We start from the raw sequence: 21,469 nt of genomic DNA on the forward strand, positions 1-21,469 counted from the left end.
GACTTTTCTTTTTTCTTGCTACCTGGTATGATTATAGTACCGACAGGTGATTCTGACAAGAACGCAGAAATTCCGTACCAGGTAAGGAGGAACTGACCTTGGAGCCGACCCATGAGAATTGCCCCTGTATGGATGCCTGTCCCCTGAACCGGGCCTTGGAGCTCATTGGGGGGAAATGGAAGATGCAGATCCTCTGCTCGCTCCACAACAACGGACCTACGCGCTATAACCGTCTGAAAAAGAGCCTGGACGGCGTGTCCAATACCGTATTGGCCAACGCCTTGCGTGAGCTGGAAAGCGACGGGCTCATTCTTCGCCGGGAGTATCTTGAAGTGCCTGTGCGGGTGGAGTACCAGGCCACGCGCCGCTGTGAGCAGCTGATCCCCATCCTGGATGCCCTGGGGAATTGGAGCATCGCGCTGTAGCGGGCGTCCGCCCTGCGCCGGATCGGACCGAAGCTGACCGCCGCAGGCTAAAAGCCTGCGGTGGTCAGCGGTCTCAGGGCGCCGCGGGCTTTGTATGCGGGGCATGCCCCGGGGGAAACGGTATGGGCGCGTATCTTTCGTATTGCCAACACGTTCGCTTTTCCGTATCATAGAAAATAACGCAAAGAGCTATCTGACTATTGGCAAGAGTGGGTGACGGTGCTATTCCATAAAAGGCGGGAAAAGGGCAAAAGGATTCAGATTCAAGCAATATGATAGGGATATCGAAGACGTTGATGAATCCGGATTTGGAGAAAACAAAAATGGGAGCGATCAAGCTCTATACCGACCGATTGGTTATCAGGCCATTTTGTGAACAGGATGCCGAAGCATATTTCCAGCTCTTTGCACATCCTAAAGTACATTGTTTTGTTGGCGAAAAGCTGGATAGTATTGAAGAAGCGGGCGATGAGATCCAAAAGAAACAGAGTCAAAAGGATGATTCGGAACTGGCGGTATGTTTGAAGGAAACAGATGCATTTATAGGTACCGTGTTTGGCCGGCGGGAAAAGGATGCCTTCAGCGTGTGCTGGAATTTCCGTTCTGATTACTGCGGGCCGGGTTATGCTTGTGAGGCTGCAAAAGCAGATATGGATTTCCTGTTCAAACAAATGCATGCCCGGCGCATCGATGCTTATGTTGAAGACTATCATACAAGTTCTCAGCGGCTTTGCCGAAAATTGGGCATGCGTCAAGAGGGAATATTTAAAGAATACATTTCTTTATCTGCCGCAGGCAGAAACGAGTGATTTTTACGGAAAGGGTACCCTTTTCCAATGCCTGCTCCGGAACTTTTTACACACATTTTTGCGCTTTGATTCTTCGGAACATTTCATTAGGTGTGCTACTGTTTCCTTTGCTTTTCGCAATCGCCCATATTTTGTATGGAAGCGGTTTTAGTGGAGGAGCGGGAGAGCGTTTTTGCAGGGGAAACGCGGCGATTTGCCGCCCGCCTGGCGGGCGAGGGAGAAAAGCAGATGTTCGCCTGCGTATGCGGCTACCGGGAGAAGCGTTCTGACTTCAAGAAGCGCCGGGAGAACCGGTCCGCGGGCAAGAAAGCCGTACGCCGCTACCTGGAGCAGCAGGGACGGCAGGAGGAGCGCGGCAGCTCCGCCATGGCCGGACAGCTGAAAAAGTGAATGGAGCAAAGCGGACAATAGCGGACGGAAGGGGGACGGCGTGGGAAATGGAAGAGCGGTCGGTCGTATCGGAACGGGGCAGGACCTATTACTGGATCGAAAAATGCGTGCGCCCGGAGAGGGAGAACTTGGTTTTCCTGCCGGGTCTGACGGCGGATCACCGCCTGTTTGACGGCCAGATCCAACACTTTTCAGGCAGACATACCGTGCTCACGTGGGACGCGCCGGCCCACGGGAAGTCAAGGCCCTACCAGGACTTTTCCTACGGACATTTGGCGGAAGAGCTTCAAACGATCCTGGACCGGGAAGAAATCGGGACGGCAGTGCTGATCGGGCAGTCGGCGGGCGGATTTGTGGCTCAGTCGCTGCTCGCCTGCGCACCCGAACGGGTCAAGGGGCTGATCACAATCGGTACCTGTCCGTATGGAAGCCGGTATTACAGCCCGTCCGACCTTTTCTGGCTGAAGCAGACACGATGGATGTTTCGGCTTTTTCCGGACAGGCTGCTGCGCGCTTCCATGGCGCGCATGTGCGGCAGGACCCGGCGGGGCAGGGAGAATATGCTCCAAATGCTCCAGGGATACTCCAAGGACGAGCTGTGCCGGCTAATGTACCTTGGTTTTGCCGGGTTCATCCCCGAGATACGGGATACATCCCCCTGCGGGCCGATCTGGCTGACCGTGGGGGAGCACGACCGGACGGGAAAGGTCAGGGCCTATAACGAAGCGTGGCACCGGGCGGAAGGCCACCCCTTGTTCCTCATTCCGGGCGCGGCGCATAACGCCAACGTGGACCAGCCGGAAGCGATGAACCGGATCATCGACCGGTTTCTCCGGCAGCTTTCGGAGGGCGCGCATTCCTCGGACGAATCAGAGAGAGGAAGACAGAAGCAATGGAGCAGTTTTCACAGATCATGACCTGGCTGGATGATTTCGTATGGGGGATCCCCATGATCGTCCTGCTGCTGGGGACCCACCTGTTTATGACGTTGCGCACCGGGTTCATCCAGCGCAAAACCCTTACCGGCATCAAGCTGTCCGTGACGAAGGACCCGGATTCCCCCGGCGATGTGAGCCAGTTCCAGGCCCTCACCACCGCCCTGGCCTCCACCATCGGCACCGGCAACATCATCGGCGTGGGCACCGCTATCTTTCTGGGCGGGCCGGGCGCGGTGTTCTGGTGCTGGATCGCGGGGGTGTTCGGCATCGCTACCAAATACGCCGAATCCTTCATCGCCGTCAAATACCGGGTACGCACTCCGGACGGCAAGATGCAGGGCGGCGCCATGTATGCCCTGGAACGCGGGCTGAATATGAAGTGGCTTGGGGTGCTGTTCGCCGCGCTGGCCGCGCTGGCCTCTTTCGGCATCGGCTGCGGCACCCAGATCAACGCCATCGCGGAGGTCATCGAAAACAACGTCCCCCTGAATATCCCGCCCATCGCGGTGGGCGTCGTGGGGGGGATCCTTACCGGTATCGTCATCATCGGCGGCATCCAGTCCATTGCCCGTGTATGCGAGAAGCTGGTGCCCCTGATGGCGGTATTCTATGTGCTGGGATGCGTCATTATCCTGGGCATCAACTATGATTTTATCCTTCCGGCCGTGGGCGCGATCCTGCGCCTGGCCTTTACCCCCGGTGCGGTCGCAGGCGGCCTGGTGGGGCAGGGCGTGATGATCGCCCTGCGCTTCGGCGTGGCCCGGGGACTCTTTTCCAACGAGTCCGGCATGGGGTCGGCTCCGCTGGTGGCCTCCGCCGCCCAGACCCGCAACCCGGTGTGGCAGGCCCTGGTCTCCGCCACCGGAACCTTTTGGGATACGGTGGTGGTCTGTCTTATGACCGGCCTGGTGCTGGTCTCCACGATCATGAAAAATCCGGAGATCAATATGGACACCATCGCTGACGGCGGCCAGCTCACCACCGCGGCCTTCAGTCAGATCCCTGTGCTGGGACCCATCATTCTGGTGGTGGGCATCATTACCTTTGCCTGGTCCACCATCCTGGGCTGGTCCTACTATGGAGAGCGCTGCGCCCAGTACCTGTGGGGAAAGAAGGCGCTGCTGCCCTATAAGCTTTTGTTTGTGGCCGTGGTGGTAGTCGGCCCGGTGCTGGCGCTGGACCTAGTGTGGACCATCGCGGACATCCTCAACGCATTGATGGCCATTCCAAACCTGATCGCCGTACTGCTCCTATCCGGTGTGACCGCCAGAGAGACGAACTATTACCTGAACCACCTGGAGGAGACCGACCGGACGGAGATTCCCCTGGTGGACCGCTGACAACAGACGGAGGGCCCCGTTCTCCACTTGGAGAACGGGGCCCTTTTGGAAGAAAATTCAGTTCTGAGGCTTTACAACGGGCTTGATGAGGAAGACCAGCAGGGCGGCCACACCGCAGAGAACGATGAGCCCCACATACCCGGCCGTCAGGCTGCCGGTGAGCTTGAGGCTTTGTGCGTTATACAGATAGGCGCAGGCGCAGATGCCCTTGGTGACGGCGGAGATAAAGCGGCTGGCGGCGGCAAAGTCGTAGCGGCCGAAGACCGAGCCGATCATGGAGGGGATCAGATTGCAGATGCCGCCCACGGAGATGCCTACCATGAAGACCCCAAGATAAATCGTAACGGTGTTCGCCATGAAGATGAGCAGCAGCAGGGCCACGGCATACCAGGCGGCGTAGATATAGGTCGCCTTCCTGGTCCCGATCTTCAGGTCGATGAAGCCCCAGATGTAGGAGCCGAAGATGCCGAAGAAGCCCATGACGGAGAGCATGCCGACGGCGGCGGTGCGCTCATAGCCCGCGCCCATCAGGCGGGAGACCAGCTGACTGACGATGGCGACGGTGACCATCCAAAGAAGACCCATGCCGATGCCGATCAGCCAGGTCTGGGGCGTTTTGAGCAGCCGCTTTATGGTCCAGGGACTCTTGTAGGCTCTGGCGGCGGCCTGACTGGCCTTGATTTCCTCGGCGCTCAGCGGGTCGTTGTCGGGGGCGCAGCCCACCTCTTCCGGGGTGTTTTTGCACCAGAAGATGGAGATGACGGCAAAGATCAGTACAAAAACCGCGATGGCGGTAAACATGGACTCTACGCCGAAGTTCCCCATCAGGAAGTTGGTGACAAAGGGAAAGATCATGGTGCAAAGCGGATAGCCGATGGTAGACCAGCCCAGGGCCAGGCCCTTTTTGCGGGGGAACCAGTTGGCCTGAATGGTGTTGGGCGCGGTCAGGGAGTAGCCCGCGCTCAGGATGGAGCAGGCGGCGACCGAAATAGCGTAGACGGCAAAATTTTGCGTATGACCGTAGAAGTAAATGGCAATGGCAGTGAGGAACAGCGTACCGACAAAGACTACCTTAGCGCCCTTTTTCACGATGATATGGCCGAAGATGAAGGTAAAGAGGATGGCGATCCAGCCGCCGTAGGTGGACCAGGAGAGCATGGCGGCCCGGTCCCAGCCGCGGGCGCCGCTCAAAGCGCCTACAAAGATGTTCAGGCCGTCTGTGTTGATGCCGCCGCCGATAAAATAGGCGATCATGCACATGAAGATCATGCTCCAGCCCCAGCCGCCGAAACTGTTGGCTTTGTTGTTCTGCTTGCTGGCAGTCGCTGTGTTTTGTTCCGTCAAGACGATTTCCTCCTCAGCATATCCTGCCGGTGGGTTCTCTCAATGCACCCGCCGGCAGTCTGTTTTGCAGCCGCGTCCCTCAACGCAGGGTAAGAATAGCAGGAAATCCTGTAAAAGGTCAACCCCCAAAGGACATTTTGCTTATACCGATGATTCATATCCGTCAGAACGAAAGGTTATAGTCCTTGGGCCGCAGGGGATTGGGGGAGATACCGCTGAAGTGTGTGCAGGTCTTTTCAGACCGGCCGCATTTGTGGTAGAATAACAAAAACAAGGGAACGGGAGGCGTAGGTTTGATGGAAATCAGACAGCTGATGTATTTTATTCAGATCGTCAAAAGCGGCACCTATTCCGCTGCGGCCAAGCAGCTCTATCTCTCCCAGCCCGCCCTGAGCAAGGCGGTCAAGCATCTGGAGGAGGAGCTGGGGGCCAAGCTGCTTGTCCAGGGGGACAAGCGCAGTGAGCCGACCGATGTGGGACGGGTGCTTTTTGAACGGGGACAGCAGCTGATCCGGGAATACAACGACCTGCTGGGGGCGGTGGACGAGGCTAACAGCCGCAACCGGGGCCGGCTGCACTTCGGGATTCCGTACGGGCTGGGACAGATCCTGTTTTATCGCCTGACCGCCGATTTTTCCCGTGCCTTTCCGGAAATGGAGCTGGTGGTCTCCGGTCATGGTTCGGCCCATATCCGGGAGGAAGTGCTGGCCGGGCGGCTGGACATCGGGGCCACGCTGATCCCGCCGGAACCGGAGCCGGGCCTGGAGGCTACGGTGATCATGCGGGACCAGTTTTTCCTGCTTCTGCCGCGGGCGCATCCGCTGGCGGGAAGGGGTGCGCTTTGCCCAGCTGCGGGAGGAACAGTTCATCCTGCTCAACGAGGAATTCGTCATGACCCGTATGACCCGGCAGAGCTGCGCAATGGCGGGGTTTGCGCCCCGGGTGAAGATCGTGGCCAATCGATCGGACTTCATCGCCGAATTGGTGGCCGACGGTCAGGGGATCGCCGTGATCGCCGGCGGGCGCTACCGTTTTGAGCACGACTCCCGCCTCTCCTGCGCGGCGCTGCTGGACGGTATCGTAGATATCGACATCGCGCTCATTACCCGTGCCGGAGCGGACCGAAGTACTGCGGCGGCGCGGTTCGTGGAGTTCGCACAGGAGCAGGCCCATGAGGGAAAGTTATAACGGCCATGAAAAGGGGATATTTTACTTTCCGGCCGGCTTGGGGTATGGTATGTTTGCAACCGAAGTTCCCCCAACAAAAAATCCAACGCTCGGAGGTCATACCATGAGACAACCCCTTTCCGAGGCGGAGCGGCGCAAGCCCTACGCCAAATATTTTGATGAACCATATCCCCCCGTGCCCGAAGATATTCTGGAGCAGATGGCCCGGCCCATGGACCCCGCGCTGGCCCTGCCCATCCAAGAGAGGAACGACCTGCTGAACCCCGGCTACCTGCCCAGGGAGGTGGGCTGGTGCGTTATGCCGGACGGCAGCGGATACATCGCTTCCCTGACCCGAATGCCCGGCGTCACGCTGGAGATGATCGAGTGGTGGTTCGCCTGGCATGGACTGGAGAGCCTGCGCTATCAGATCTGGGACCCCAACGACCATTATCTGGCCCGGGTCAGTCCGGACCACCGGCAGCGCCGCCTGGACCCAGCGCTGAGCTGGCGGGAGCGCAATTGGAACACCAGCGATTTCGTGTTGGAGAACGTGGGGGAGGGCACCTCGGCCCTGCGCATCTCCTTCCGCTCCCCGGAGTCCTTTGGATTCGATATGGAGCGCTTCAACGCCCAGCCGGTGACGGCCATCTGTGCCCACAGCGGGCCGCCCGACTGGGACATCCCCCGGACCACCTTCATCCATTTTGCCCGCGCGGTGGAGGGCGGGATCGAACTGCGCACCCGTTTTTGGCTGGGCTGGATGATCGTCAACAAGCAGCCTGTGCGCACCGACTTCGCCGTGGACCCCCGGCGGGTACAGGGGCTGTCCCGCCACTCGCCCCAGGAGTATTACCGCCTGGCCAAATATCTGCCGCAGATCTTTGCGGAAAACCATGACAAGCCGGACCGGGCGGAGGATCTGACTGTCATGGACTTCGCCGGATGAGTGCAGAAACACTGGCTGTGAACCGGCAGCAGGCCAGCCGCCGCCGGGCAACGGCGGTTTTCCTGGGGGTATGCCTGTTCAATTTTGCCGGCTACGGCCTGATTATCAATTGCTTCGGCCTGTTTCTCTCTCCAGTCAGCGTCGCTCAAAATATTTCCATCACAGAGATATCCCTGACCCATACGGTGCGCACGTTGTGCGGTATGGCGGGCACGGTTCTGGCCGGACGGCTCATGCCCCGGTACGACCTGCGCAAGTATCTGGCTCTGGTGTGCCTGGGATTGGCGGGCGCGGCGGTCCTGACGGCGCGCTCCACGGTGTTTTGGCACTTTATGCTCAGCGCCGCCCTGCTGGGCTTTGCGGCGGGGCTTGGCATCTACACCCTGGTGCCGCTGGTCATCAGCGAGTGGTTCACCGCTCCGGGAGGCTACATCGGTCTGGCCACCGCCTGCGGTGGGCTGGGCGGCATCGTCTTCTCGCCGGTGCTGGCCTGGGTCATCCAATGCCGCGGCTGGCAGGCGGGGTATCTGCTGATTGCCGCCGTCGCCCTGTTGGTCATGCTGCCCGCCGGGGTGTTCCTGATCCGCTTCCGGCCCGGGGAGCTGGGGCTGGAGCCCTGTACGGGAAAAAAAACGGTACGGGCGGGGCGGCGGGAGAGCGTCCCGCTGCCCATGGATGCCGGGGTCACACCGGACCAAGCGGCCCACATGCCGGTCTTTTACCTCATCATCGGCATGTTCATCGCGGTCTCGCTGGTATCGGGGGCCTATACCCATGTGCCCGCCATGCTTCGTGCCAAGGGATACGGCGAGATGGCAGTGGGCGGACTCAATGCCTGCTATCAGATGGGGGCCGCGCTGACGCAGTTCCTGCTGGGAGCGCTCAGCGTCCGCTGGGGGATCCGGCGGACGATGGAGCTGTTTCTTACGATCATCGGCGTAGGCGCCGTGGGACTGCTGCTGACCGGCAGCGAAAGCGTGATCCTGACCGGAGTCTTTGCGCTGATGCTGGGCGGCGGGCGCGCGCTGGGGGTCGTGGAAGGGCCTATCCTGGTGCGGGAGGCCTTCGGTCACCGATGCTATAACACCATTTTTTCCAACCTCTACACCGCCTATCTGACGGCCTGCGCCCTGACGACGACCATCTATGGACTTATTTACGACAGCACCGGTTCCTATACCGTGGTGTTCCTGTTCATCCTGGTGTGTATCGTGCTGGCGGCCCTCACCGTCTTCGGCTCCCTGTTCTGCATCCGCCGCAGCGTCTGGCGCGCGGCGGCCGCGGCACAGCGGCATACCTGACCAGCTTCCGCGCCCCGGCCGTTTGGAAGGCCGGGGCGCTGCGTTTGGCTGCGGCATTACATATTCCGTCCCTTGTCCGCATACCAGTAGCTTGAGGTGGTGAGGCGATGACCTTTCTGGAGCGGCTGGGCGATTTTATTTGGAACCCGTGGCTGCTGGGGCTGTTTTTGCTGGTGGGGCTGTTTTATTCCCTGCGTACCGGCTTTTTTCAGGTGTTCGAGTGCGGGTTATGGCTCAGGACCACGCTGGGTTCCCTCCTCCGGCCCCGGCGGAAGCGGCAGGGAGGCGGGCTGACTCAGTTCCAGGCCCTGTCCACTGCGCTGGCCTCCACCATCGGGACCGGGAGTATCGCCGGGGTGGCCACCGCCATTTTTTACGGCGGGCCTGGGGCGGTGTTCTGGATGTGGGTCTCCGCCCTTCTGGGCATGATGACCAGCTGTGCGGAGAAGACGCTGGCGGTGCGCTACCGGGAACGCGCCCGGGACGGCGGATGGCAGGGAGGCCCCATGTGCTACATGGAGCGGGGCGTGGGCAGCCGCTTTCTGGCGGCGCTGTTCTCCGTCTGCTGTGTGGCGGCCTCTCTGGGGGGCGGAAACATGGTGCAGGCCAATTCCATCGCCACCGCGCTGGAGGCCTCGTTCGGCTGGGACCGGCTGGCGGTTGGGGCGATCACCGCGCTGCTGACCGGGGCGGTCATCCTGGGTGGGATCGGGCGCATCGGGCGTTTCAGCGAGAAGCTGGTGCCCTGTATGGCACTTTTGTTTTTGGGCGGCGGGGCCGTGGTGCTGTTTGTGCATGCCTCCGCCATCCCGGACGCGCTCTCGCGCATCGTCTCAGGGGCCGTTGCACCCCGCGCCGCGGCGGGCGGCGGGCTGGGCTACGGTGTGGCCGCCGCCATGCGCTATGGGATCGCCCGGGGCGTGTTTACCAACGAGGCGGGCATGGGCTCCTCCGCCATGGCGCACGCCGCCTCCGATGTGGAGGAGCCCGCCGAGGAGGGCATGTGGGGGATGTTCGAGGTCTTTGTCGCCACGCTGCTGGTGTGCTCCGTCACCGCCTTAGTCATCCTGACCACTGGGGTCTACGATGAAAAAGCGGCCCTGGCCGCCATCCAGAGCGGACGCGTCTCCTCCGTCATGGTGGGCGCGCCTCTGTCCGCCGCAGCCTTTTCCACCGTGTTCGGCCGCTTCGGCGGCATCTTTGTGTCCCTGTGCCTGCTGCTGTTTGCATTTACGTCGCTGCTGGGATGGAGTTATTACGGGGAGCGGGGCCTGGAATACCTGACGGGCTCTGACCGCTGGCGCCGGCTCTATCGGGCAGTGTTCCTGCTGATGGTGGTCGGGGGCAGCGTGGGGGAGCTGGCCGCCGTGTGGCAGCTGGCCGACATCTTCAACGGCCTGATGGCCCTGCCCAATCTGTGTGCGCTGCTGCTGCTCGCACCGGAAGCGCTGCATCTTCTGAATGCTTGGGAAGGAAAACAAAAGAGAGAAAAGGGCGAAAAGATAAGACCAAACTGACGGGATTCAAGACAAAACGAAAAAAGAGCGTTACGAATGGATTGGATAAATCGTCAAAAGCATCAAATCCCCAAGGGGTCAGGGCAGGCGCAAGGCGCGGCGGCGCCTTAACGCGGCCGGAGACTCCGTACACATTGGGAAAGCCCCCTGGCCCCGGCGCAGCTGCGCCGGGGCCAGGGGGCTTTCCTGCAGATAGAAGTCAGGGGGCCGCGCGATCCAGAGTCACAGTTTCGCCGGTCAGGATGGAGGAGGACTCGCCCTCCAGCGCCGGTGCGTGACTGATGGTCACGGTGTCGCCCACATTCAGGATCACGGCGATCGGATTGGCGGCGGCGGAGAGGGAATAATATACCGCGTCGCCGCGCAGCTGGATAAAGTAGTAGGAGTTTCCGTCCATCACGGCGCTGCGGATGTCGGTGATCCGGCCGGAGACCTCGGTGCGGGGCAGCTCCTCGGTGGTAGTGATGCCCTTTTCGGAGAGCAGGGCGATATAGCTCTGCTCACAGGCGGCGACGGTGGAGCCCACAGCCACCACCTGATACTGGGCTACGTTGACCATGGCGTAGCTCTTTACCAAGTTGGTGGCGTCCTTCAGCGGAATGAAGTAGGTGGGCTGATCCGCGATGTTGAGCAGCAGGGGGAAGGTGGCGGTATAGCCCAGATCCTGCACCACGCCCATGGCGGAGAGCTTGGCGGCATCCTCCGTGGCGCCGGGCGCGGAGTAGAATTTGGTCTGCTTGGTGCGCTGGTTGGACAGCAGGAAGCCCAGGTTGGACTGGTCGGCATTGGCGGAGGTGACGCCGGTATACATATATACATCGTCATTCAGCGCGATATAGTTGTAGCCCTCGGTGGTCACCGTCACGTCCCGCTGGCCGAAGATGGAATTGATAAAGCCGTTGATGAGGGTGCCGTGGTAATCGTACTGCTCCATAATGAGGCTGGGGGTGTACAGATTGTCTACCCAGGTGGGGACCTGCTCATAATAGGTGCTCTCTCCGGTGATGGCGTTGACCAGTACCGCGCCGTGGATGTCGGTACCGCCGAACAGGCCGATGGTCTTTACCACCCGGGGAGCGATCCACCACGGCTGGCCGTCTTCGTCGATCTCGAACTGAGGCGTGGCAAACAGGAAGGTGGGGTACTGGAAGCGCAGGTGCCGGGAGATGTTGCGGTTAAGCGGCTCGGAGAAGGAATACTTCATTCCTTCCGACAGGCGGACTACCGTGGCCTCCTGGGTGACCATATCCACCACCACATAGGCGGGCAGGCCTTCGGAGCGGTTGGTGAACCACTTGATGATGTCCGCGTAGTCGATGGGAGCCACCCGCACGGGACGGCCCTGGTAGTTGATCTGGGTCGAGTCGTTGGAATACTCGAACTGACTGACCATATCGCTGAGCGTACCCATCTGGCGGTCCCCCAGAAACTCCGCGGAGGTGCGGTCCAGCGTGGGAATCTCGTTAAAAGAGATCTGAGCCACATCGGCGGAGAAATCGCCGTCCTGCACGTCCAGCAGATCCCGGTAGGCGCCCGCACGGAAGATGGGGAGGGAGATGACGGAGCCTACGATGGCCACCAGGATCAGCGCCAGAAACAGGATGCCGATCGGCAGGCACTGGGACTTGATGAACTTGAAATACTCTTTGGGACCGCCGCCGCCCAGGTTGAACCCGGAGGTGACCAGGGCGCAGACCACGTAGACCACGCAGAGGATGCCGATGAACAGGTAAAAGTCGCTGGACTGGAGATTGATGGCGGGCAGGGCTACGTAAAAATAGAGGAACCCGACCACAGCGGTGACGATCAGGTTGACCAGGATCTTGCCGAACTTGCTTTTGGGACCCCGGCGCTTCTTGGCAGGCTGTTGATCCATAAATACATTCTCCTTTTGCCGTTGGTGCGGATGCGGATCCATCCAATGACGGGCAGCATCAAGGAAGCGAAAAATGGATCCGTTTCAAGGGGCGGACGGTTGCCGCCCCGGTGCGGCGCGCGTTCCATTGACGATGCACTCCAAACCAAAGCCGCTGAAAGCAGCCTTGCACGGCGCAAGACGCCATGGACTTCCGAAGAATCCGTTTGACCCGTTGGAAGCCGTTTGGTCTTAAACCATAGTATAGCCGATTTCGGAAGGAAAGGCAACCGATCCAAGGTATTTCTGCATTAAAATTGGGTTAAGGCTTGTTGAAACCGGGGCAAAACGCCGGCGGCGGGCCGGGCTTGCGCGCCGCCGGCCGGAGACGCAAGGAGCAAACCGGGACGAAAGGCGGAGAAAACGAATTGTAAAGTTCTTGTAAATCCGGTTGACGCGGAACTTTACATTCGCTATACTGCTTTTGGATTTGTGATCATTGTGTAAAGGCATTGCCGCATGCTTCAACGCGTGCGGATCGGCGCGAAAATTTGTGCCGCAAAAAGGCGCAAAACTGCAGGAATACTTTTTGTATTGCAAGGTTTTGCAACGCATTTGTGGGGCAAATCGGCCGCCAAGACGTGCGTGGGGAATTGTCCGGTGATGCCTAAAGAATGAGGGATGGAACGTGAATTATACCATCGTGCTGGGACTGCTGGGCGGTCTTGCGCTGTTCCTGTACGGCATGCAGATGATGAGCGCCGGCCTGGAGGCCGCTGCCGGCGACCGGATGAAGAGCATCCTGGAGCGGCTGACGGCCAACCGGTTTCTGGGCGTTCTGGTGGGCGCCGTCATCACGGCGGTCATCCAATCCTCCTCCGCCACCACCGTCATGGTAGTGGGCTTTGTCAACTCCGGTATGATGACCCTGCGTCAGGCCGTATGGATCATCATGGGGGCCAACATCGGCACCACCATCACCGGGCAGCTCATCGCGCTGGATGTGGGCGTTTTGGCGCCGCTGTTTGCGTTTGTGGGCGTAGCGATGGTGGTCTTCGTGAAAAAGCCCCAGGTCCGCCACTACGGCAGCATCCTGGCCGGCCTTGGAGTGCTTTTCATCGGCATGGACATGATGAGCACGGCCATGGAGCCGCTGCGGGACTGGCCTGCCTTTGTAGAACTGGTGAGCACGTTTTCCAATCCTCTGGTCGGTATTCTGGTGGGCGCGGGCTTCACCGCGCTCATCCAGTCCTCCTCCGCCTCGGTGGGGATCCTGCAGGCCCTGGCGCTCAGCGGCGTGATCGGACTCGACAGCGCGGTATTCGTCCTGTTCGGTCAGAACATCGGCACCTGTATCACCGCGGTGCTGGCTTCCATCGGCACCAGCCGCAATGCCAAGCGGGCCACGATTATCCATCTGCTGTTCAATATCATCGGTACCGTCGTGTTTACAACGCTGTGCCTGGTAACGCCGCTTTTGGGGCTCTCTCTTGTGGGCGGCGTTCAGTCTCTGACGCCGGAGAACCCGGCGGCCCAGATCGCCAATATGCATACGCTGTTTAACATTGTCACCACGTTCCTGCTGCTCCCGCTGGGCGGAAAGCTGGTGCAGCTGGCCATGCGCATCCTGCCCGACCGGAAGGAGAGCGGGGAGGAGGGAATGCACCTGGCGTATCTGATCCCGGGCCCCATCCACACGAAGCAGGAACACCCCATCGGCTTTTCCGCCATGTACCTCAATCAGCTCCGGCAGGAGCTGGATCGGATGCTGGGGATGGCGCGGCAGAACACCGAGGTGGGCTTCCAGGCGGTGCTGGAGCGCAATCCCAAGCTGCTGGAGGGGGCGGAGGCCACCGAGGAATACATCGACTATCTGAATAAGGAGATCTCTCAGTTCATCTCCAAGGTCATCGTTCACGAGACCAACGAGCGGGATTCGGCGGCGGTAAGCGCCTATTTCAAGATCACCGGAAATATTGAGCGGGTGGGCGATCACGCCATGAATATCTGCGAGTATTCCGGTATGCTCAAGGAAAAGCATATCCACTTCTCCGACGCGGCCCGCCGGGAGCTCCAGGAGATGGAGAGCGTATGCCTGGCGGTGCTGGACGAGCTGGCCCGTGAAACGGCGGAACCCATGGAACTGCTGAAAAACGTGGCCGCGCTGGAGCAGCGGATCGACGATATGACGGGCGCCTACCGGCAGAACCAGCTGGACCGGATGCGTTCCGGAGCCTGCTCCGACGAGGCGTGCATCATCTTTTCTGAGCTGCTGACCGACTTTGAGCGGATCGGGGATCACGCCCTGAACATCGCGGAGGCGCGGGTGTCCGCAGGCGCGGCGCTTCCTCCGGCCTAAAAAGTCCAACCTTTTTCGACAAGCTGACGCGCCGGGTCTCAACCGAGACCCGGCGCGTTTTTTGCGGCTGGGGGTGCGGGGGCGCCCGCAGAGGAGGAAAGCAGGCCGGGGAGCGAACAGCGCAGCACCTGCACCAGGTAGCGGGCGGTATTCGCACGGTCCCGCAGTTCCCGGTTGCGCAGCCAGTCAAGAAGCATGCCGGCAAGGGCCTCGGTGTAAAAGGCGCAGAGGAATTCCTTAAAGGCTGGCTCGGCATGCACGCCAAGCTCCTGCTCGACCCGATCCAGGAGGGAGCGCATCACGTCCCGGAAATCAGCGGCAAAAAAGCGGTTCAGCTCGTCCCGCCCCACCGCGTCGCAGGTACATTTGAGGATATGTTCGTTTTCCTCCACGTAATCCATGACGAAGGAAATGGCCTCCTCATAGTCCACCAGCAGGTCGAAATGCTTGACTACCTGGATGGCCTCCTGTTCCAGCATCCACTTCAAAAGGTCATAGACGCTCTCGAAATGATAGTAGAAGGTGTTGCGGTTGATATTGCACGCCTTGATCAGCTCGCTCACGGTGATCTTAGAGATGACTTTGGTCTGAAGCTTCTGCTTCAGTGCGGCGGCAAGCTGAGCCTTGGTCCGATTGGCCTGTTCCGCATGTGTCATGGAAGCACCTCCTGCGTATGGTTTCCATGGATCTATGATACAAGTGTCTGAGAAAAAGGTCAAGTGGACGCGTTGTATTGATCCTTTTCCAGGCAAATACCCCGCTGCTGTCTGAAATTAGTCAACGGTATCCACATTGCCCGTTTTATCCCCGAAGCGGAACGCGTAGAGTATACGGGTCAAAAGGAGGCTCACGATATGGAAAACGGGACCTATCATTACAAAATTGAAGCAGCCGTTCCACTGGGGGTACGCCGGGGCTCCATGGCGGTGGAACTGCACAACGGGGCCCTCAGCGGAGCCATCAATCTGCTGGAGCGGTGCAGTCCCTTTGTGGATGGACGCTATAAGGATGGCGCGGTTTCTTTTTCGGGCGTACTGGTCACGCTGATGTCTGAGCTGCATTATCACGCGGAGGGTACGCTCAGTGAAACGGGGATCCGGTTCCGGATGGACTGCCGGGTCGGCGGGATCGATGTGGTTGGCGTGGCGGAAACGGTATGAGCGGAGAACATCGGAACGCCACGGAGAACAAGGCCATGATGAAGATCTGCGCCTTTATCGTGGACAAGCGGAATTTATTCTTCCTGCTGTTTGCGCTGGCGATCGCCTTTTCGGCGGTCTCCCGCGGCTGGGTCGGCGTGGAAAATTCCATTTCGGCGTTTTTGCCGGACACGACTGAGACCCGTCGGGGGCTGAGCGTGATGGAGCGCGAGTTTACCACCTTCGGTACCGCTAAGGTCATGGCGGCCAACCTCTCCTATGCGCAGGCGCAGGCGCTGGCCCAGCGCCTGGAGGCGGTCGAGGGCGTATCCGCCGTAGCCTTTGACGATACGCAGGAGCACTACCATAATGTTTCCGCGCTCTTCGAGATCACCTTGGACTGGGATGAAGCGGATATGCGTTGCCTGGATGCGCTGGAGCAGGTGAAAGGCGTCCTCTCGGGCTATGACGCCTACCTCTCCACCAGCCTGGGCAATACGGCCTCCGAGACCATCGCGGACGAGATGAGCGTCATCATCGTATACGTGGCCATAATCGTGGTGGCGGTATTGCTGTTTACCTCAGAGACCTATGCAGAGGTCCCGGTCCTGCTGCTTACGTTTGTCAGTGCGGCGGTGATCCAGATGGGCACAAACTTCTTTTTGGGGACCATCTCCTTCGTTTCAAACTCGGTCACCATCGTGCTGCAATTGGCCCTGTCGGTGGATTACGCCATTATTTTCTGCCACCGCTACCGGGAGGAGCACGAGGTGCTGCCGGCCCGCGAGGCGGTGATCGTGGCGCTGAGCAAGGCCATCCCGGAGCTCTCGGCCAGCAGCCTGACCACCATTGGCGGGCTGTTTGCCATGACGCTGATGCAGTTCAAGCTCGGGCCGGATCTGGGGATCGTGCTTATCAAGGCCATCGTGATCAGCCTGCTGACGGTCTTCCTGCTGATGCCGGGCCTGCTGATGCTCTTCAGCGGTCTGATGGACCGCACGGGCCACCGGGTGTTCGTACCCAAGATCCCCTTTGTCGGAAAGCTGGCCTATGCTACGCGGAAGATCGTCCCGCCGGTCTTTCTGGCCGCGGTGATCGCGGCGGCGGTGATCGCGGGCGACTGCCCCTACGTCTATGGCTACAGTACCTTGACGACCCCCATCCAGAACGACACCCAGATCGCCCAGCAGATGATCGAGGACAACTTCGGCGGCAGCAATATGGTGGCGCTGGTGGTCCCGGCCGGCAATTACGAGGCGGAGGGGCAGCTGCTGCGCGCGCTGGAGGACCGGGAAGAGGTGGACTCCGCCCTGGGGCTTGCCAATGTGGAAGCCATGGACGGTTATAGGCTCACCGACCGGCTTACCCCCCGGCAGTTTTCCGAACTGCTGGACCTGGACTATGAGGCGGCCCAGCTGCTCTACGCCGCCTATGCCGCCAGCGACGCGGACTATGCCAAGATCGTCAACGGGCTCTCCTCCTACAGTGTTCCCCTCATCGATATGGTTTGCTTCCTCTATGATGAGGTGGATCAGGGCTATATCACCCTGGAGGCCGATTTGCGCGGCACCCTGGAAGAGGCCTATGAACAGATGAACAACGCCCGTCTCCAATTGCAGGGCGAGGACTACAGCCGCATGCTGGTCTATCTGAATTTGCCGGAAGAGGGCGCGGAGACCTTCGCCTTCCTGGACGAGCTGCATGCGCTCGCCGGAACGTATTACGACGGCACGGTCTACGTGGTGGGCGAGTCCACCAGTCAATACGATCTGTGCAAGACCTTCGAGCGGGACAATTCCGTGGTGGGGGTGGTGTCCATCCTCATCGTGCTGATGGTGCTGCTGTTCACCTTTAAATCGGTGGGTCAGCCCATCCTGCTGGTGCTGGTCATCCAGGGCAGCATCTGGCTCAATTTTGCCGTGCCAGCCCTGACGGGGAGGCCTCTGTTTTTCATCTGCTACCTGATCGTCAGTTCCATCCAGATGGGCGCCAATATCGACTACGCCATTGTCATCTCCAGCCGGTTTGGGGAGCTCAAGCGGACCATGAACCACCGGGACGCCATCATTGAGACGATGAATCTGGCGTTTCCCACCATCATCACCTCGGGGCTGATGCTGGCCATCGCCGGCACGCTGATCGGCCGGCTGACTTCCGAGGCTGCCATCGCGGGCATCGGACAGTGTCTGGGCCGGGGCACCTTTATCTCGATTTTCCTGGTGATGCTGGTGCTGCCGCAGATCCTGCTGCTGGGGGACAGGGTCATCGAGAAGACCTCCTTCAGCGTGAGCCTTCCCCTCCAGTCCCGCAGCGCCAGCGGGAGCGTGCGGCTGGACGGCCTGGTTCGGGGTACGATTTCCGGTGAGATTGTGGGTGTCGTCCACGCCCGGGTAAAGGGCGACGTGAACGTCAACGTTCTGCCCGGAGAGGTCACAGAGGGAACGGAGGACCGCCATGAAGAAACTTGAACGGATATTTGCCCTGCTGCTGGCGGCTGTGCTGTGCGTGGGGCCGGCTGCGCCTGCGGCCGCGGCGCGGGCGGCGGAAAATGAGATCGAGATTCGTTCTGCGCAGGATTTGGCGCAGCTTGCCGAACAGTGTGCGCTGGACACCTGGTCGGAGGGGAAAATCGTACGGCTGCGCTGCGACCTGGATCTGAGCGGGATGGAATTTGAGCCGATCCCGATTTTCAGCGGCACCTTTGAGGGACAGGGCCATACCATCAGCGGCCTGCGGATCGGAGCGGAAGATTCCATTACCGGACTGTTCTGCATCGTGGCGGAGACCGGACTGATCCGCAATCTGATCGTGGCGGGCAGCGTCTGTCCGTCCGGGGCGCAGACGCAGGTGGGGGGGATCGCCGGGATCAACTGCGGAAAGCTGCTGAACTGCACCTTTTACGGGGCGGTGTCCGGGGACGGTACCGTGGGCGGGATCGCGGGGCAGAATGAGGCGTCCGGGAGCATCCGATCCTGTACCGTATCCGGAAGCATCCGGGGAGAGCACTATACCGGCGGCATCGCCGGGAAAAATGCGGGGAGCATTTCCAGCTGTACCAACCGTGCCAGTGTGAACACGCTGGCCGCCGACGGGCAGAGCGGCCTGTCGGAGCTGGAGAGCGATCTGGTCACAGCGATCACCGACACGGATACCACGGAACTGGTGGACAGCGCCACCGATACCGGCGGCATCGCCGGATATTCCTCCGGCCTGCTGCTGAGTGATTCCAATTACGGCAGTGTGGGCTATCCCCACGTAGGCTACAACGTAGGAGGCGTGGTGGGGCGCTCCAGCGGGTATCTCAGCGGCTGCATCAACCACGGCCGGGTGAACGGCCGTAAAGAAGTGGGCGGCATTGCAGGGCAGATGGAGCCGGATATCATCCTTGTGGCCGACGAGGACGGACTTTCGCGCCTGGAGGAGGAGCTGAACCGCCTGAACGCCATGGTGGACCGGGCCCTGCGGGATATGGATGAAAGCTCCGATACCATCTCCGGCCGGTTTGAACAGATCTCCGGTTATACCGATTCCGCGCTTGCACAGACCAAAGGACTGGCGGAGGGGGCGGCGGATTGGTCGGATGAAAATTTGACGCAGATCAATCGCTTTTCCCAGCTGCTGGCCGATACCCTGGAGCGGACTGCACCGCTGCTGGAGCAGCTGGAGGACGTATCCGGGCAGGTGGACGGCGGAATCGAATTTCTGCAGCGGGCGCTGGAGCAGCTGGTCCCGGTGATCGCGCTTGGCGGCGATGGACTTGAGGATCTGCAGCTGGCGGCGGATGATCTGGATGCCGCCAACCAGAGCGCAAAGGCCGCCCTGGAGCAGATCGAGACTGCGCTGGCGCTGGCGGGGAACGCCTTGACGGTGGAGGACGAGAGCGCGCTCCGTCAGGGCTTGGCGCAGGCGGCGCAGGGAATCGACGAGCTGGGGACGGCGCTGGAGGCCATGGGACGGGCCTTGGGCCAGATCGGAGATGGCTTGGCGCCGACGGAGGACTGGAAGGAACTGCTGGAGCGGCTGGATGCGCTTCAGCCTGCTTGGGACGAACTGGCCGCCGCGCTGCAAGCCGCCGCCGACGGCCTGCATAGCGTGGCCCGGGGGGTGTGCGCCGTGCTGGACAATGTGAATCTGGATACCCGGAGCCTGTCCGATGCCCTGGATCATGTGGTTTCGGCTGTTTTACAGATGAGCCGGGCGGCGGACCGCACGGAGGCCGCCGCCGGTCATCTGCGGGATACGCTGGCAGACGGCTGTCTGGCCGCGGGACGGCTGGAGGAGGCGGTACAGACCCTGGCAGACGCGGCAGGGGCCTTTGCGGACGCGGCCGCGTCCGCGACAAGGCTGGTGGGGGACGGGTACCGCCTGTTCCGGGACTTGTCTCAGGAACGTGTGATCCAGTTTGCGCCGTTGAGCGACGGGATGCGTGCATCCGGAAACGCCCTGTACGCGGCCATGGAGGGCCTATCGGAAGAAATGGATGGACTCAGCGGCGCGGTGCATGCCGCGGCGGGAACGCTGACGGAGGACCTTCAGGCCGTCAACGGGCAATTCCTGGTGGTGATGGAGCGCTTTTTGGATCTGCTGCGCGGCAGTGGAGCTACCTCGTCGGCGGACCGCTTTGCAGACACCTCGGAGGAAGACTGGAGCGCCGCAGCCAGCGGAAAGGCGGCCGGCTGCGTCAATTATGGCGCGGTGGCCGGGGACCGCAACGTGGGCGGGATCGTAGGCGCTATGGCGGTGGAGTACGATTTCGATCCGGAAGACGATCTGACCGCCGATGGCGGCAGTATTCTCAACGCCCGCTATGAGGCCAAGGCGGTGGTGCAGCACTGCGTCAACCGGGGCGCGGTGGAGGTGAAAAAGGATTGTGCCGGCGGGATCGTGGGGCTCATGTCCCTGGGCGTCGTGGTGGACAGCGAGGGCTACGGTTCCATTTCTTCCGGCAGCGGCAGCTATCTGGGCGGTATCGCCGGGCAGTCCGCCTCCGCCATCCGGCGCTGCTGGGCCAAGTGCCTGCTGTCGGGCGGGCGCTATACCGGCGGGATCGTGGGCGCGGGGAGTGTGGTCACCGACTGCCGCGCGCTGGTACGGATCGAGGATGCCGTGCAGTTTGCCGGGGCCATCTCCGGCAGCGTGGACGGGACCTTTTCCGGCAACCTGTTCGTATTGGATACGCTGGCGGGCCTGGACCGGTTCAGCTACTCCGGACGGGCCGAGCCGGTAGACTATGATACGCTGCTGTCTCTGGAGGGAGCTCCGGCGGAGTTCGGAACCTTCTCGCTGTGTTTTTGGGCGGACGGCGCGCCGGTTGGAACGGTGGCATTCGACTATGGAGGCTCGCTGTCCGCGGAGGAGGTTCCGGATGTCCCGCCCAAGGAAGGTTATTCTGCCGCCTGGAGCCGGACCGAGTTTGATCAGCTTACCTTCGACGAGACGGTAGAGGCGGTCTATACCCCATGCGTAACCGCTCTGGCCGGCGGCCGGCAGCGGGAGTCAGGGGGCAGCGTGTTTCTGGTGGAGGGCAGCTTTACCGGGGAAGACGTCCTCTCCGCCGTCCGGAGCGGGACCGGGGAGGATGCCGGCGAGACCTGGGCGCTGACCATCCCGGCGGATGGCGCGGCAGTACATACCGTGCGCTATCTGCCGCGTCCCGGCGAGCGGGTGAGCGCCGTCCGTGTGCTGGAGGACGGTGTGTGGCAGGATACGGCGTATTCCTACTTCGGCGCCTATCTTCAATTTCAGGCGGCGGGATCGGCCGTGACCGTTTCCGTGAGCTACGGCGGGGCGGGGGGAAAAATCGCCATCGCCGCGGCCGCAGTCCTGGCGGCTGTGAGCGTTGGGATGCTGCTGTGTCTGCACCGGAAAAAGCGGCGCAGGCAGACTGTGGAGAAATAAGAAGGCCCCCGGAGCACGCGCTGCGTGCTCCGGGGGCC

15 protein-coding genes and 1 pseudogene are annotated in these 21,469 nt (G+C 61.0%); 13 read left to right on the forward strand and 3 right to left on the reverse strand.

Annotation, left to right across the window (positions count from 1 at the left end; genetic code table 11):
* The first annotated feature begins 98 nt into the window (after positions 1–98).
* The 5 genes from NE547_RS07700 (at position 99) to NE547_RS07720 (ending at position 3,902) form a co-directional block, all read left to right on the forward strand.
* The gene (locus tag NE547_RS07700; protein ID WP_243204641.1) at positions 99–425 is read left to right on the forward strand and encodes a helix-turn-helix domain-containing protein; all 327 of its coding nucleotides are present in this window, start codon (positions 99–101) and stop codon (positions 423–425) included.
* Positions 426–748: 323 nt separating this feature from the next.
* Positions 749–1,234: a GNAT family N-acetyltransferase gene (locus NE547_RS07705; protein ID WP_256175226.1), complete on the forward strand. Its 486-nt coding sequence runs from the start codon at positions 749–751 to the stop codon at positions 1,232–1,234.
* Between the two features lie 150 nt (positions 1,235–1,384).
* Positions 1,385–1,624 (forward strand): hypothetical protein, encoded by a 240-nt coding sequence (locus NE547_RS07710; RefSeq protein WP_256175227.1) that lies wholly within the window; start codon positions 1,385–1,387, stop codon positions 1,622–1,624.
* 47 nt (positions 1,625–1,671) lie between these two features.
* On the forward strand, positions 1,672–2,541 hold the full coding sequence (locus NE547_RS07715; RefSeq protein ID WP_256175228.1) for an alpha/beta fold hydrolase: 870 nt from the start codon (positions 1,672–1,674) through the stop codon (positions 2,539–2,541).
* The gene (locus NE547_RS07720) at positions 2,517–3,902 is read left to right on the forward strand and encodes an amino acid carrier protein (RefSeq protein ID WP_256175229.1); all 1,386 of its coding nucleotides are present in this window, start codon (positions 2,517–2,519) and stop codon (positions 3,900–3,902) included. The genes NE547_RS07715 and NE547_RS07720 overlap by 25 nt, the downstream gene beginning before the upstream one ends.
* A 57-nt stretch (positions 3,903–3,959) precedes the next feature.
* Here the strand turns inward: NE547_RS07720 and NE547_RS07725 are convergent, their stop codons facing one another.
* The gene (locus NE547_RS07725; RefSeq protein ID WP_256175230.1) at positions 3,960–5,246 is read right to left on the reverse strand and encodes a nitrate/nitrite transporter; all 1,287 of its coding nucleotides are present in this window, start codon (positions 5,244–5,246) and stop codon (positions 3,960–3,962) included.
* A 314-nt stretch (positions 5,247–5,560) separates the two neighbouring features.
* Between NE547_RS07725 and NE547_RS07730 the strand changes: the two are divergent.
* From NE547_RS07730 to NE547_RS07745, 4 genes and pseudogenes are all read left to right on the forward strand, one after another.
* Positions 5,561–6,434: pseudogene (locus NE547_RS07730) on the forward strand (LysR family transcriptional regulator).
* Between the two features lie 103 nt (positions 6,435–6,537).
* Entirely contained in the window at positions 6,538–7,362 is an 825-nt protein-coding gene (locus NE547_RS07735; RefSeq protein ID WP_186906376.1) for a DAPG hydrolase family protein, read from the forward strand.
* On the forward strand, positions 7,359–8,663 hold the full coding sequence (locus NE547_RS07740; RefSeq protein WP_256175231.1) for an MFS transporter: 1,305 nt from the start codon (positions 7,359–7,361) through the stop codon (positions 8,661–8,663). Before NE547_RS07735 ends, NE547_RS07740 begins: the two co-directional genes overlap by 4 nt.
* 107 nt (positions 8,664–8,770) lie before the next feature.
* Complete coding sequence (locus NE547_RS07745; protein ID WP_186906378.1) at positions 8,771–10,180, forward strand: sodium:alanine symporter family protein; 1,410 nt, start codon at positions 8,771–8,773, stop codon at positions 10,178–10,180.
* A gap of 199 nt (positions 10,181–10,379) precedes the next feature.
* Here the strand turns inward: NE547_RS07745 and NE547_RS07750 are convergent, their stop codons facing one another.
* A complete protein-coding gene (locus NE547_RS07750) occupies positions 10,380–12,056 on the reverse strand; it encodes a CvpA family protein (RefSeq protein ID WP_186906379.1) in 1,677 nt (558 codons plus the stop codon).
* Positions 12,057–12,723: 667 nt separating this feature from the next.
* Here NE547_RS07750 and NE547_RS07755 point away from each other — a divergent pair.
* Positions 12,724–14,394 (forward strand): Na/Pi cotransporter family protein, encoded by a 1,671-nt coding sequence (locus NE547_RS07755; RefSeq protein WP_186906380.1) that lies wholly within the window; start codon positions 12,724–12,726, stop codon positions 14,392–14,394.
* A 38-nt stretch (positions 14,395–14,432) separates the two neighbouring features.
* Here the strand turns inward: NE547_RS07755 and NE547_RS07760 are convergent, their stop codons facing one another.
* The gene (locus NE547_RS07760) at positions 14,433–15,050 is read right to left on the reverse strand and encodes a TetR/AcrR family transcriptional regulator C-terminal domain-containing protein (protein ID WP_256175233.1); all 618 of its coding nucleotides are present in this window, start codon (positions 15,048–15,050) and stop codon (positions 14,433–14,435) included.
* 198 nt (positions 15,051–15,248) lie between these two features.
* On the opposite strand from NE547_RS07760, the gene NE547_RS07765 reads away from it, so the two are divergent.
* From NE547_RS07765 to NE547_RS07775, 3 genes are read left to right on the forward strand one after another with little or no spacing between them, the layout of a single operon-like run.
* Complete coding sequence (locus NE547_RS07765) at positions 15,249–15,554, forward strand: hypothetical protein (RefSeq protein WP_256175234.1); 306 nt, start codon at positions 15,249–15,251, stop codon at positions 15,552–15,554.
* The gene (locus tag NE547_RS07770; protein WP_256175235.1) at positions 15,551–18,001 is read left to right on the forward strand and encodes an RND family transporter; all 2,451 of its coding nucleotides are present in this window, start codon (positions 15,551–15,553) and stop codon (positions 17,999–18,001) included. Before NE547_RS07765 ends, NE547_RS07770 begins: the two co-directional genes overlap by 4 nt.
* A complete protein-coding gene (locus NE547_RS07775) occupies positions 17,988–21,431 on the forward strand; it encodes a GLUG motif-containing protein (protein WP_256175237.1) in 3,444 nt (1,147 codons plus the stop codon). The genes NE547_RS07770 and NE547_RS07775 overlap by 14 nt, the downstream gene beginning before the upstream one ends.
* The last annotated feature ends 38 nt before the right edge of the window (positions 21,432–21,469 follow it).

It is taken from the genome of Flavonifractor sp. DFI.6.63 (genome assembly GCF_024462255.1).
GTDB lineage: Bacteria > Bacillota > Clostridia > Oscillospirales > Oscillospiraceae > Lawsonibacter_A > Lawsonibacter_A hominis.